This window comes from Micromonospora sp. DT63 (assembly GCF_049841615.1).
Lineage (GTDB): Bacteria > Actinomycetota > Actinomycetes > Mycobacteriales > Micromonosporaceae > Micromonospora.
On sequence record NZ_JBNCKQ010000004.1, the window covers coordinates 84,747 to 97,376 of the forward strand.

Below are 12,630 nucleotides of genomic sequence, written 5' to 3' on the forward strand. Positions count from 1 at the left end.
CCCCGACTTCAAGGAGCCCGAGTCGATCACCCCACCCCGACCGGGGCACGGGGGCGTCAGTCCCAGGCCGCGCCGAGGGTGGCGAGTTGATCGGCGTACTCGATGCGGTCGGCCCATCCGGGCGGCCAGGCCGCCATCCCGGTGGCCGCGCCCACGAAGGCGCCGGCCAGGGCGGCGATCGAATCGGAGTCGCCGGCGGTGGCCGCGCCCCGGGCCAGCGCGGCGACCGGGTCGTCAGCGTGGCGTACGGCGCAGAACAGCGCGGTGGCCAGTGCCTCCTCGGCCACCCAGCCCTCCCCCGTTGCCCGGCACGGGTCGCCGCCGTCGTCCGGCTCGGCGAGGGCGACGGTCAGTCGGCGCAGCGCCGCCAGGCACTCGTCCCAGCCGCGAGCGATGAACTCCTCCGGCGTGTCGACCCCGGGGCGCCGCCAGAGATCGCCCAGCCACTCGCCGTGGTAGACGCGGCGCTGGGACCGCGCCCGCTCGGTGAGAGTCGCGGGAAGCTCCGCGAGCGTGACGCCCTCACGCAGGGCGAAGACGGCGTACGCGGTGAGGTCGCTGGCGGCCAACCCGGTCGGGTGGCCGTGGGTGAGGCCGGCCTGCAACTGGGCCAGTCCGGCCAGTGTGTCGAGGTCGGTGTCCAGCATCCCTACCGGCGTCACGCGCATGTTGGCGCCGCAGCCCTTGGAGTCGGCGATCGTCGCCTCCTGCCAGGGCAACCCTCGGCCCAGGTCGGCGCAGGCGCGTAGGCAGGTCATCCCGGGGGCGCGGTTGTTGTCGGGGCTGACCGACCAGGCCACGAAACGCTGTCGCAGCAGCGGCTCCACCGCCTGCGGAGTGAGCGACGGCGCCTCGTGCAGCGCCCAACCCACCGCCAGCGCCATCTGGGTGTCGTCGGTGACCAGCGCCGGCTCGCCGGTCAGCTCACGCGGGCCGGTCGGGCCGTAGCGGCGTTGGATCTCGGCGACGGTCAGGAACTCGGTGGGCTTGCCCAGGGCGTCGCCGTAGGCGAGGCCGAAGAGCGAACCGGAGGCGCGCGACGGAGAGGAGTGGATCACGGCGGCCATGATGCCGGGCCGCCGCAACCCACGCCATGTTCAGTCCCAGCAGAGGCAGAACGGGTGGCCGGCCGGGTCGGCGTAGACCCGGAAGCCCTCGCCCTCGCCGGGCAGCCGCCGGGCACCGAGCGCGAGCGCCGCCTTCTCGGCGCTCTCGATGTCGTCCACCGTCACGTCGAGGTGGAACTGCTGGGGGCGCTCCGGGTCCGGCCAGGCCGGCGGCCGCAGGTTGAGTGCCCGCTGGAACGCCAGGCGGGGCTGGTGCCCGGGCGGGCCGCCCAGCACCACCCACTCGTCATCGGCCTCGCCCTCGGCCTCGAACAGGGCGATGCCGAGCAGCTCGGAGTAGAACGCGGCCAGCGCCCGCGGATCGGGGCAGTCGATCACCACTGAACGTAGCTGTCCAATCATGACCGTCATCCTGCCCACGGGGTACGACAGGAAAACGTCACTCCTCGGTGAACCGGCGGCCGGCGTCCCGGCAGGCCGCGAGTACCGCCCGGGCGTACTGGGGGGTGGCTCCGGCCAGGCCGCACGCCGGGGTGACGACCACCTGCTCGGCGAGCTGCCGACGGGGAAAGCCGAGGCGGTCCCAGATCTGGCGTACCCGGTCGGCGACCTGCGCGGAGGTCGGTGCGCCACCGGCCGACGGCGGTCGGGTCGGTGCGGCGCCGGCCAGCAGTCCGAGGCCCGCGTCGATGGCCTCGCCCAGCGGGTCCAGGTCGGTGACCAGGTCGAGGTCGAGGGCGACCGCGACGGCGCCGGTGGAACGGATCAGCTCCAGCGGCACCTGCGGGGCGCAGCAGTGCACCACGGTGGGTACGCCCACCGCGTCGACGACAGTGCGCAGCAGAGCGGCCGCGTCGGCTGACTCCACCGCCCGGTACGCGCCCAGCCCGCTCTCGGTGGGCACCCGCCCGGCCAGCACGGTCGGCAGCGACGGCTCGTCCAGTTGCAGCAGCACCGACGCCCCGGGCAGCCGTCGGGCGACCGCCGCGACGTGCCCGCGCAGCCCTTCGGCGAGGGAGCCGGTGAGGTCGCGGACCGCGCCGGTGTCACGCAGCAGCCGGCCGCCGATCGGCAGTTCCAGCGAAGCGGCCAGGGTGAGTGGGCCGGCGGCCTGCACCTTGATCGGGCCGGCGTACCCCTCGGCCTGCTCGGCGAGCTGGTCCAGGTCGCGTTCCATCAGGTCCCGGGCCCGGCGCAGGTCACGGCCGGGGCGGGGGGCGACCCGCCAACGCCCGGTGTACAGCTCGACGGGCAGCTCGACCAGCAGCCCGGCGCTGCGGCCGATCAGGTCGGCGCCCGGGCCACGTGCGGGCAGCTCGGGCAGGTGCGGCAGCTCGGGAAGCTCACCGAGGACGACCCGCTGGGCCTCGGCGATGTCGGTGCCGGGCAACGAACCGATACCGGTCGCCGCGCCGGCCGGCCAGGGCCACGCCTGATCTGTCACGGCCGAAGGCTATCCCGCTGGCCGCGCCGGCCGCTCGGCGACCACGCGCCGAGGGCCCGGTCAGCCGGTGATGGTCGCGGAGCCGAGGACGATGTCGCCGGCCGGGTCCGGTCGGTACGCCACCACGGCCTGCCCGGCGGCCACACCGCGGACCGGCCGACGCAGCTCGGCGTGCAGCGTGTCGCCGTCGACGTCGACGGTCGCCGGCACCACGTCACCGTGCGCGCGCAACTGCACCTCGCACTCGAGCGGCGCGGCCGGACGGGGGCCACCGGTCCACACCGGGCGGGTGGCCCGCACCTGGGAGACCTCCAGCGCCTCGGCCGGACCGACGGTGACCGTGTTGGTCTTGGGCGTGATGGAGAGCACGTAGCGCGGCCGGCCGTCGGGGGCGGGCCGGTCCAGGTGCAGGCCGCGACGCTGCCCCACGGTGTAGGCGTACGCGCCGGTGTGACTGCCGACCACCGCGCCGGTGCTCGCGTCGACGACGTCGCCGGGCGCCTCGCCGAGCCGGCCGGCGAGGAAGCCGCGGGTGTCGCCGTCGGCGATGAAGCAGATGTCGTGGGAGTCCGGCTTGTCGGCCACCGCCAGGCCGCGCTCGGCGGCCTCCGCGCGAACCTGCGCCTTCGTCGAGTCGCCGAGCGGGAACATCGACCGGTCCAGCTGCTCGCGGGTGAGGACCGCCAGCACGTACGACTGGTCCTTGGCCACGTCGACGCTGCGGCGCAGCAGCCCGTCCGGGCCGAGCCGGGCGTGGTGGCCGGTGACCACCGCGTCGAAGCCCAGGGCCACCGCCCGGTCCAGCACCGCCGCGAACTTGATCTTCTCGTTGCAGCGCAGGCACGGATTCGGCGTACGACCCGCGGCGTACTCGGCCACGAAGTCGTCGACCACGTCCTCGTGGAAACGGTCGGCCATGTCCCACACGTAGAACGGGATGCCGATCACGTCGGCGGCCCGGCGGGCGTCCCGGGAGTCCTCCAGGGTGCAGCAGCCGCGCGCCCCGGTCCGGTACGTCTGCGGGTTGCGGGCCAGCGCCAGGTGCACGCCTGTCACGTCATGCCCGGCCGCCACCGCCCGCGCCGCCGCCACGGCCGAGTCAACCCCGCCCGACATCGCCGCCAGAACTCTCACCAGCAATCCCCTCCCCCACCAACCCTAACCACCAGCCCACCCAACCCCCACCCCCACCGGCCTGCGCCCACGCCCCAGCGCGTCGATCATGAAGTTGTTGTCCTGCCGATCGGCGTGTCGCGGCAACAACTTCATGATCAACGGGGGCTAGCCGCCCGGGCCTGCACCAGGGGGTTAGCGGAGGGTGCGGGGGGCTGCTGCTCGGCGGGCTCGTTCCACTGCTGCCGGGAGGGCTGCGACGAGGGCGTCGATCTCGGCCTGGGTGCTGGTGTGGCCGAGGGTGAAACGCAGCGAGGAACGGGCGCGGTCGTCGTCGGCGCCCATCGCCAGCAGGACGTGCGAGGGCTGGGCCACTCCCGCCGAGCAGGCCGAACCCGTTGAGCAGGCGATGCCCTGGGCGTCCAGCAGGAGCAGCAGGGCGTCGCCCTCGCAGCCCGGGAAGGAGAAGTGCGCGTTGCCGGGCAGCCGGTCGGTCGGATCACCGTTGTAGACCACCTCGGGCACCGCCCGACGGACCCGCTCGATCAGATCGTCGCGGAGCGCGGCGACCCGGGCCGCGTACTCCTGCTGGCCCTTCACTGCCGTCTCGACGGCGACCGCGAAGGCGACGATGCCCGCGGTGTCCAGCGTGCCGGAACGGACGTCGCGTTCCTGGCCGCCACCGTGCAGCAGCGGGACGGCCGCGACGTCCCGGCCGAGCAGCAGCGCGCCCACCCCGATCGGGCCGCCCAGCTTGTGCCCGGTGACGGTGAGCGCGGCGGCCCCGCTGGCGGCGAAGTCGACGGGCACCTGACCGACGGCCTGGATGGCGTCGGTGTGGAAGGGCACGCCGTGCTCGGCGGCGACGGCGGCCAGCTCGGCCACCGGCTGTACGGTGCCGACCTCGTTGTTGGCCCACATGGCGGTGACCACTGCCACCCGGTCGGCATGCGCGGTCAGCTCGGCACGCAGGGTCTCCGGGTCGAGACGACCGGCGGAGTCCACCGGCAGCCAGCCGACCTCGGCTCTCTCGTGCTCGATGAGCCAGTCGACCGAATCCAGCACGGCGTGGTGCTCGACGGCGCTGGAGATCACCCGTCGGCGGTCGGGGCCGGCGCCCCGGCGGGCCCAGAAGATGCCCTTGACCGCGAGGTTGTCGCTCTCCGTGCCGCCACCGGTGAAGATCACCTCGGACGGCCGGGCGCCCAGCACCGCGGCCACCCGCTCGCGCGACTCCTCGACCCGGCGACGGGCACGACGACCCGCCGCGTGCAGTGAGGACGCGTTGCCGACCTCGCGGGCGGTAGCGACGTACGCCTCCAGTGCCTCGTCGAGCATCGGAGTCGTCGCCGCGTGATCCAGGTAAGCCATCACCGTTCAGCGTACGGCCGGGTTGTCCGGGACCGGAGGGCGGAGTGGGCTCCATGCGACGGCGCCGGGGTGGGATTCCCCCACCCCGGCACCGTCACGACCGCCCGGTCACTCGGGCACCGCCGTGACGACGATGTTGTCGCGGTACTTGCGGGCCTTGGCGTCGAACGGCCCGCCGCAGGTGATCAGCGTCAGTCGCGGCTTGCCGTCGCGGGCGAAGTACCGCTCCAGCGGGATCTTGGTCTTGGCGTACTCCTCCCGGGCGACGACCCGGTACTCGCGCGCCTTGCCGTCGCTGCCGGTCGCGGTCAGGGTGTCGCCCTGGTCCAGCTCGCGCAGCCGGAAGAACGCCCCCTTGCCCTGCTTGGCGCTGTCCACGTGACCGGCGATGACCACCGAACCGGCGTCCGCCTCCAGGCCGGGGCCGTAGCGGTACCAGCCGATCTGATCGACGCTGGGCGGCACCTCGAACTCGTTGGTCCGCTCGTTGATGCCTACCGCGTTGACAGTGGCCGTGACGTCGATCCCGGGGATCACCAGCCGGACCGGAGGGACGATCCCGGCGCCGGCCGGCAGCTCACCGGCCGCCACCGGCACCGACGGGTCGGCGTCGGCGGCCGAGGGGGTCGCGCTGGCGGCAAGCGTGCTCGCCTCCTCGGCGCCGACGTTCCCGGCCGGCTGGGAGTTGCACGCCACCAGGGTGGCGACGGTGAGCGCGGCAACGCCGGCGGCCAGGGCCGCCAGCGCGCCGCGGTTGCGCACCGTCACTTGCGACCGGTCCGCGCGGTCGCCATCCGCACCCCACCACCGAGCAGCAGGAGTACGCCGGCACCGGCCAGCGCGTACCACCAGGTCTGCACGCCGGTACCCGCCTGGCCACCGTCACCGCTCGGCACGCCGCCCGGGGCGGAGTGCAGGCCGGTGATCGTCTGGGCCACCACGTCGAGGTTCTTGTCCTCGGCCGAGCCGATCGCGTAGACGATCGTGGCGGTGCCCTCCTTGAGGTTGAGGTCCGCCGGGCCGATGGCCACGGTGTCGGTGCCGGCCAGCACCACGTCCGCCTTCACCGTGCCGGCGTCGACGTCGGCCTTGGCCTCCTTCGGGTTGGTCAGGCCCTTGAAGACCGGGGTGCCACCGGCACGCACGTCGACCGCCGGGGCGGCGGCGGTGTGCCGGACGATCAGCCGGGCCTTACCGGCGTCGACCTTCGAGACGTCGTTCACGAACGGCGTGATCTTCGGCTTGCCGGCGGCGTCGAGGTGGGCGGCGAGGCTGATGTTCGCCCCACCCGGCACCTCGGCGTTGTCGACCTTGAGGATCGCGCTGCCGACCGGCTCGCCCGGCTTGGTGAGGGCGATGTCGTACTCGCCCTCGGCCAGGTTCAGCGGGCCGGCCACGTCACCGGGCTTGAAGTTGTTGAGCGTCTTCTTGCCGTTGACGTAGACGTCGACAGGGGTGTCCGGGATGCCGTGCACGACGGAGACCTTCGACGTGGCGGCGTACGCGGGGCTGGCGGTGAACGCGGCGACGCCGGCGAAGGCCAACGCGGCGACGGCGCCGCCCGCGGCGACCCGACGGAAGTACGAGAGCTGCATGTCTGCCTCCTGGTGATTGGTGCTGATTCGTCAGGCCTGGCTTGCAGAACGGGTTACGCCGGCTCCGCGACGGCTGGATGCGCCCTCGACGCGATTTCTTTTTCCGGCCACCACCGCATCCGGATCGGGTCCGACGGACGAAGAGCTGGTGAGATGACATCGACCGGGAAAGTGGGGCGGGGACTGTGGCAGCTACAGTCGGGTATGCCCCATCGAAGGCGGGACGCCTGATGACGGCGCTACCACAACAACCGGACCCACCGGTGGACGACCTCGCGCCCCGGTTTCGGTCCGGCGACGAGGTGGCGCTGCGCGAGGCGTACGACCGCTACGGCCGCGCCGTCCTCCACCTGGCCACCTCCATGCTGGCCAACCGCGCCGACGCCGAGGATGTGACGCAGGCGACGTTCGTGGCCGCCTGGCTGGGAAGGGACACCTTCGATCCGGCCAAGGGGTCGTTGATCGGCTGGCTACTCGGCATCGGGCGGCGCAAGGTGATCGACCGGATGCGGGCCACGGCGCGGGAGACCCGCGTGGTGGAGACGGTCCGGCAGTTGCCCGAGCCGGCGCAGTCGACACCGGACCCGGACCGGGTGGTGGACCGGCTGGTCATCGCGGACGAGCTGGCACGCCTGCCCGACGACCAGCGACGCATGCTGGAGCTGGCCTTCTACGACGACCTGACACACCAGCAGATAGCCACGGTGACCGGGGTGCCGCTGGGCACCGTGAAGAGTCACATCCGGCGCGGCATGGCGAGCTTGAAACGCAGATGGGAGGTGGACGGTGCAGCACCTGGAGCACGAGCGGCTGGTTTTTCTGGCGCTCGGTGAGAGCGACGCGGACAACGGGGAGAGCACCCACCTCGACACCTGCGCGCACTGCCGCGCGGAGCTGACGGCTCTGCGGCAGGTGGCCGGGCTCGGCGTGGAGACGCAGGGCCTCGGTGACCTGCCAGACCCGCCGGAGCACATCTGGCGGGGCATCGCCGCCGAGATCAGGGCGGCCGAGGCCGTACCGTCGCTGACCGAGGCCCGCCGGCAGCAGGCCGCCGAGCAGGCGACGATCGGGCAGCGGCCGGGCGGCTCGCCGACCGCGCCTGCGGCGCCGGATGTCGCGGGCCCCGGACCGGGCGGCCGGTCACGGTCCCGTCGACGTGCCGGTTGGTCGCGCTGGGCGGCCACCGCGGTGACCGCCGTCGCGGCGGCGGCGATCGGCGTGGTGGGCACCGTCTCGGTGCTGCGTCCGGACGATCCGGCGCCCGCTCCGACGCCCGCGGTGCTGGCCAGCGCGCCCCTGGCCGCCTTCGGTTCGACGCCGAAGTCCGCCCAGGGTGACGCGCGGGTTCTGCAGAGCGGCCAACTACATCTGCATGTGGCGAATCTCCCGCGCGTGCCGGGGTACTACGAGGTCTGGCTCATCAACCCGACGAACATGGAGATGTTCTCGATCGGCACCCTCGGTGTCGACTCGGACGCTCTGCTGCCCCTGCCACCGAATGTCGACCTCAAGAGCTACTCGGTGGTCGACGTCTCCGCTGAGAAGTACGACAACAACACCCGCCACTCCGGCGACAGCCTGTTGAGAGGCACCCTGACGGGCTGATCAGCGGGCCGGCTCAGCTCCCCGGCCCGCTGATCAGCTCTCCACGAAAAAGTGGCCGCCCGGCGACGGGCGGCCACTTTTCGGTTCCTGCACTGTCACTTACGCTTGCGGATCTCCTCGGCGGCCTGCGGGACGATCTTGAACAGGTCGCCCACCACGCCGAAGTCGGCCAACTCGAAGATCGGTGCCTCGCCGTCCTTGTTGACGGCGACGATCGTCTTCGAGGTCTGCATGCCGGCCCGGTGCTGGATGGCGCCGGAGATGCCGAGCGCGACGTAGAGCTGCGGGGAGACCGTCTTGCCGGTCTGGCCCACCTGGAACTGGTGCGGGTAGAAGCCGGAGTCGACGGCCGCACGGGACGCGCCGACGGCGCCGCCGAGCAGGTCGGCCAGCTCCTCGACCAGCTTGAAGTTGTCGGCGTTGCCGACACCCCGGCCACCGGAGACGACGACGCCGGCCTCGGTCAGCTCGGGGCGGGAGCCCTTCTGCTCGGCGACCCGCTCGACGACCTTGGCCAGCTTGTCGGTGTCGGTGACCGACACGGTCAGCTGCTCGATCGCCGGGCTCGCGGCGGCCGGGGCCGGGGTGACCGAGTTGGGCCGGACGGTGACCAGCGGCAGACCCTTGGTGACCTTGGACTTGACGATCGTGGAGCCGGCGAAGGCGACCTGGGTGGCGGTGCCGTCGGCGGCCAGGCCGACCACGTCGGTCAGGATGCCGTTGTCCAGCTTGACGGCGAGGCGGGCGGCGATCTCCTTGCCCTCCTGGGCCGAGGCCAGCAGCACGGCGGCCGGCTGCACCCGGTTGACCAGCTCGGCCAGCACGGTCGCCTTGGGGGCCACCAGGTAGCCGTCGATCTCGTCACCCTCGGCGGCGTAGATCTTCTCCGCGCCGTACTCGCCCAGCTTGGCGCTCAGCGCCTCGGCCGCGCCGGCGCCACCGAGCACCACGGCGCTCGGGGTGCCCAGCTCACGCGCGAGGGTGAGCATCTCCAGGGTGACCTTCTTGACGCCGAATTCCTTGGTGGCTTCGACGACGACGAGAACCTCAGACATGTCAGAACCCCCCTCTCACACGAACTTCTCGGTGGCGAGGAACTCGACCAGCTTGACGCCGCCCTCGCCCTCATCGGTGATCTTGGCGCCGCCGGAGCGCGGCGGGCGCTTGGTGTGCTCGACGACGGCGCTTGTCGCACCGTCGAAGCCCACCTCGGTCGGCGCGACGCCGAGGTCGGCCAGGGAGAACGTCTGCACCGGCTTCTTCTTGGCCGCCATGATGCCCTTGAACGAGGGGTAGCGCGGCTCGTTGATGGTGTCCCACACGGAGACCACGGCCGGGGTGGAGGCGGTGACGACCTCGTAGCCCTCCTCGGTCTGCCGCTCGACGGTCAGCGTGGCGCCGTCGACGGTGAGCTTGCGGGCGCCGGTGAGCGCCGCGACGCCGAGCCGCTCGGCGATCATGTGCGGCATGACCTGGACCCGGCCGTCGGTGGACTCGGCGCCGCAGATCACCAGGTCGGCGTTGAGCTGACCGAGGGCGGCGGCGAGCACCTTCGAGGTGGCCACGGCGCAGGAACCGTGCAGAGCGTCGTCCACGACGTGCACGGCCTTGTCCGGGCCCATGGAGAGCGCCTTACGGATCGACTCGGTCGCCCGGTCCGGACCCATCGTCAGGATGGTGACCTCGCCACCGTGCGCCTCCTTGATCTTCAGCGCCTCCTCGATGGCGTACTCGTCCATCTCGTTGATCACGTTGTTCGCCGAACCGCGGTCGACGGTGTTGTCGTCATTGCGCAGGTTGCGGTCCGCGCCCGAATCAGGCACCTGCTTGACGAGTACGACGATGTTCATCGCGCTTCGACGACCCTCCTGTGTGGTGTTGCGATTGGCTCGCCCGGTTGGGCCGCAGCCTCGCGCGTCGGTCGACGCCAGGTCAACCGCGGGCTGCTGTGCAGTTGCCCACGGCGCAATGTTACCTGCCAGTAGGTTGCGACCACCGGGCACTCAGAGTGACACAGCTCACCGGCACCTCGTGCGGTCAGGCCGGCTCGGCCAGCGCACCCCGGATCTGGTCGATGGCGGCGGCCTCCGCCGGGGCCACCCCGTCGTGCGCGCGGGCCACCCGGTCCGCCGCGGTCAACACCACCGAGCGGTACGCCTCGACGTCGGCCGGCGACTTCTCCCGCAGGATCCGCACCGCCCGGCCGAGCGCCGGCAACACCACCGACTCGATCTCCAGCTGGGAGTCCCGGGGCAGCCGGGGCAGCGGACCGGTGGTCAGCGCCTCCTTGACCACCCCACTGGCGTCGGCCAACGCGCCGGAGGCGGCGACGCTCTCCCGGATCACGCCCAGCATCCCCGGATCGGCGTTCGAGACCAGGAAGACCGCGCCGAAGGCACCCGTCTTGAGGGTCAGGCGCTCCTCGTCCGTCAACCGCTGTTCCATGATCACGGAGTGTAGACGTACGGGGTGGTGGTGGTGACCGGGACGAGGCCGAGTCGCTCCAGGATCGGCCGGCTGTCCTCGGAACAGTCGACCTGCAGCAGCGTCCGGCCCCGCTGGTCGGCCAGCCGGGCCCGGTAGGTGACCAGCGCCCGGTAGATGCCCCGGTGCCGCCACTGCGCCAGGGTCGAGCCACCCCACAGGGTGGCGAAGCCGGTGTTCGCCGGGAAGCGCACCCAGCCGGCGCTGACCACCGTGTCGTCCACCTCCGCCACCACCACGGTGATCGAGTGCGGGTCGGCGTCGATCTCCTTGGCCAGACCCCACACGAGGTGGGAGCGGTCCTCCTGCCAGACCTCCTCCTCCATGGCGGCGATCCGCTCCAGGTCGACGCGGGCGCTCACCTCACGAAGGCGTACCCCCTCGGGGACGACGGGCAGCGCGGCGGCCAGCGGCGCGACCGGCCCGACCACGACGGTCTCCCGGTCCTCCGGCACGAAGCCGGCGGCGCGCAGCCGATCCGCCAGGTCCGCCGGTTCGTCGTGCCCGTTGAGCTTCCACTCGACCGACTGGCCGCGCTCGCGGAACAGCGCCACCTGCCGGGCGATCAGCTCGTCCAGCGCGTCGCCGGTCAACCCGCCCAGGTCGCGGTAGGTGAGGAACCCCCCGGCGTCGAGCCCGATGATCCGGACCAGCGGCCCGTCCCGCTCCACGGTCACCCCGGCCGGAACCGGGTCGGGGATCTCCGGGCGGAGCTGGTTGTCGTAGGCGGTGCGCAGCGTGGTCACATCAAGATCCGTCACCTGCTCAGGCTAAGACCCGGGGGAAGCGGATAATCTCCCAGCATGTGGGAGGTGATCAGGCGGTGGTTCGACCCGGCCGAGGCGCGGGCCGTCGGTGAGACGCCCGACTACCGGTTCTCGCTGGCCAACGAGCGGACCTTCCTGGCCTGGCTGCGCACCAGCCTGGCGCTGGTCGGTGGCGGGCTGGCCGCCGCGCAGTTCCTGCCGCAGCTGCCGATGAGCCACCTGCGGGAGGTCATCGCTGTCGCGCTGCTGCTGCTCGGCGGCGCCGTCGCGATCCGCGCCGTGGACCACTGGGCGCGTACCGAACGGGCCATCCGGCTCGGTCAGGAGCTGCCCGCCTCCCGCTTCCCCGCCGTCCTCGCCCTCGCCGTGGGCGCCGGCGCGGTGCTGCTGGTCATCGCGGTGCTGGCGCGCGCGATCGGCGGACGGTGAGCGCCGGACGCGATCCCGGGCTGCAACCGGAGCGGACCCGGCTGGCCTGGCGACGCACCCTGCTGACGCTGACCGTGGTGACCGCGCTCGCCGTCCGGTTGGCGTCCAACGGCGGCCCGTTCGGAGCGGTGGTCGCCGGTGCGGCCGTCCTGTTCTGGGGCGGCGTGCTCGTGCTCTGCTGGCCCCGCGGCACCGGCACCGGGGCCGCCCGCACCGGCGGCCGGACGTTGCCGCTGGTCGCGCTGGGCACCGTCGGGCTCGCACTGCTCGGCGTGCTGGTGACGGTTCGCGGACTGTGGTGACGGGACGCGGTGCGCCATGATGGGTGCATGGCCCGGCTGTACGTTCTCCTCTTCCTGGCGCAGATCGTCCTCGCCGTCTGCGCGCTGATCAGTTGCCTCTCCGCCGAGGAGGGCCAGATCCGCGCCCTTCCCCGGATCGCCTGGGTGCTGATCATCCTGTTCTTCCCCCTGGTCGGGTCGATCGCCTGGTTCATCGCCGGCCGGGAGCCCGGCACCGCGACCCGCACGGCGTGGCCCTCCGGCAACGGCTCCACCGACCGGCAGCCGCGCCGCCCGCTCGCTCCCGACGACGACCCGGAGTTCCTGCGCTCCGTGCAGGACCGCACCCGCCAACAGGACCAGGAGCTCTTCCGCCGCTGGGAGGAGGACCTGCGCCGGCGTGAGGACGACCTGCGCCGCCGCGACGGTGAGCCGCCCCGTGAGGGTGACCGGCCGGAGGTGTGAGCACCAGCT

General features: G+C 72.7%; 16 protein-coding genes. 5 read left to right on the forward strand and 11 right to left on the reverse strand.

All coding sequences use genetic code 11. The annotated features are described in order from the left end of the window. Positions 1-56: 56 nt before the first annotated feature. The 7 genes from ACLQ27_RS16160 to ACLQ27_RS16190 all read right to left on the reverse strand — a co-directional run bounded on the left by ACLQ27_RS16160 (position 57) and on the right by ACLQ27_RS16190 (position 6,590). Positions 57-1,067 (reverse strand): ADP-ribosylglycohydrolase family protein, encoded by a 1,011-nt coding sequence (locus ACLQ27_RS16160; RefSeq protein WP_425867415.1) that lies wholly within the window; start codon positions 1,065-1,067, stop codon positions 57-59. 30 nt (positions 1,068-1,097) lie between these two features. Next, entirely contained in the window at positions 1,098-1,469 is a 372-nt protein-coding gene (locus ACLQ27_RS16165) for a VOC family protein (RefSeq protein ID WP_234581326.1), read from the reverse strand. 37 nt (positions 1,470-1,506) lie between these two features. Continuing rightward, the gene (locus tag ACLQ27_RS16170; RefSeq protein WP_234581327.1) at positions 1,507-2,511 is read right to left on the reverse strand and encodes a methionine synthase; all 1,005 of its coding nucleotides are present in this window, start codon (positions 2,509-2,511) and stop codon (positions 1,507-1,509) included. A 60-nt stretch (positions 2,512-2,571) separates the two neighbouring features. Next, positions 2,572-3,645: a tRNA 2-thiouridine(34) synthase MnmA gene (gene mnmA, locus ACLQ27_RS16175; protein ID WP_425867417.1), complete on the reverse strand. Its 1,074-nt coding sequence runs from the start codon at positions 3,643-3,645 to the stop codon at positions 2,572-2,574. Positions 3,646-3,819: 174 nt separating this feature from the next. After that, positions 3,820-4,995, reverse strand: a complete 1,176-nt coding sequence (locus ACLQ27_RS16180) for a cysteine desulfurase family protein (RefSeq protein WP_425867419.1) — start codon at positions 4,993-4,995, stop codon at positions 3,820-3,822. 108 nt (positions 4,996-5,103) lie between these two features. Then, positions 5,104-5,763, reverse strand: coding sequence for a class F sortase (locus ACLQ27_RS16185; RefSeq protein WP_425867421.1), 660 nt, complete (start codon positions 5,761-5,763; stop codon positions 5,104-5,106). Continuing rightward, a complete protein-coding gene (locus tag ACLQ27_RS16190) occupies positions 5,760-6,590 on the reverse strand; it encodes a DUF4397 domain-containing protein (RefSeq protein ID WP_357494144.1) in 831 nt (276 codons plus the stop codon). Before ACLQ27_RS16190 ends, ACLQ27_RS16185 begins: the two co-directional genes overlap by 4 nt. A 230-nt stretch (positions 6,591-6,820) precedes the next feature. Here ACLQ27_RS16190 and ACLQ27_RS16195 point away from each other — a divergent pair, with 230 nt between their 5' ends. Both ACLQ27_RS16195 and ACLQ27_RS16200 read left to right on the forward strand, forming a co-directional pair. Beyond that, positions 6,821-7,423 carry an RNA polymerase sigma factor gene (locus ACLQ27_RS16195; RefSeq protein ID WP_234581334.1) on the forward strand — a complete coding sequence of 201 codons (603 nt, stop codon included), beginning with the start codon at positions 6,821-6,823 and terminating at the stop codon, positions 7,421-7,423. Beyond that, positions 7,377-8,195, forward strand: a complete 819-nt coding sequence (locus tag ACLQ27_RS16200) for an anti-sigma factor (RefSeq protein WP_425867422.1) — start codon at positions 7,377-7,379, stop codon at positions 8,193-8,195. Before ACLQ27_RS16195 ends, ACLQ27_RS16200 begins: the two co-directional genes overlap by 47 nt. 95 nt (positions 8,196-8,290) lie before the next feature. Here the strand turns inward: ACLQ27_RS16200 and ACLQ27_RS16205 are convergent, their stop codons facing one another. The 4 genes from ACLQ27_RS16205 to ACLQ27_RS16220 form a co-directional block, all read right to left on the reverse strand. After that, positions 8,291-9,250 carry an electron transfer flavoprotein subunit alpha/FixB family protein gene (locus tag ACLQ27_RS16205; protein WP_234581336.1) on the reverse strand — a complete coding sequence of 320 codons (960 nt, stop codon included), beginning with the start codon at positions 9,248-9,250 and terminating at the stop codon, positions 8,291-8,293. 15 nt (positions 9,251-9,265) lie between these two features. Next, positions 9,266-10,045 (reverse strand): electron transfer flavoprotein subunit beta/FixA family protein, encoded by a 780-nt coding sequence (locus ACLQ27_RS16210; RefSeq protein ID WP_344357351.1) that lies wholly within the window; start codon positions 10,043-10,045, stop codon positions 9,266-9,268. Positions 10,046-10,232: 187 nt separating this feature from the next. Beyond that, a complete protein-coding gene (locus tag ACLQ27_RS16215; RefSeq protein ID WP_354855213.1) occupies positions 10,233-10,646 on the reverse strand; it encodes a hypothetical protein in 414 nt (137 codons plus the stop codon). After that, on the reverse strand, positions 10,643-11,440 hold the full coding sequence (locus ACLQ27_RS16220) for a GNAT family N-acetyltransferase (protein ID WP_234581340.1): 798 nt from the start codon (positions 11,438-11,440) through the stop codon (positions 10,643-10,645). The genes ACLQ27_RS16215 and ACLQ27_RS16220 overlap by 4 nt, the downstream gene beginning before the upstream one ends. Before the next feature lie 42 nt (positions 11,441-11,482). Here ACLQ27_RS16220 and ACLQ27_RS16225 point away from each other — a divergent pair, with 42 nt between their 5' ends. From ACLQ27_RS16225 to ACLQ27_RS16235, 3 genes are read left to right on the forward strand one after another with little or no spacing between them, the layout of a single operon-like run. Continuing rightward, positions 11,483-11,875: a YidH family protein gene (locus tag ACLQ27_RS16225; protein ID WP_354855211.1), complete on the forward strand. Its 393-nt coding sequence runs from the start codon at positions 11,483-11,485 to the stop codon at positions 11,873-11,875. Then, positions 11,872-12,177 (forward strand): DUF202 domain-containing protein, encoded by a 306-nt coding sequence (locus tag ACLQ27_RS16230; protein WP_357494137.1) that lies wholly within the window; start codon positions 11,872-11,874, stop codon positions 12,175-12,177. The genes ACLQ27_RS16225 and ACLQ27_RS16230 overlap by 4 nt, the downstream gene beginning before the upstream one ends. 27 nt (positions 12,178-12,204) lie before the next feature. Continuing rightward, a complete protein-coding gene (locus ACLQ27_RS16235) occupies positions 12,205-12,621 on the forward strand; it encodes a PLD nuclease N-terminal domain-containing protein (protein WP_357494135.1) in 417 nt (138 codons plus the stop codon). Positions 12,622-12,630: the final 9 nt, after the last annotated feature.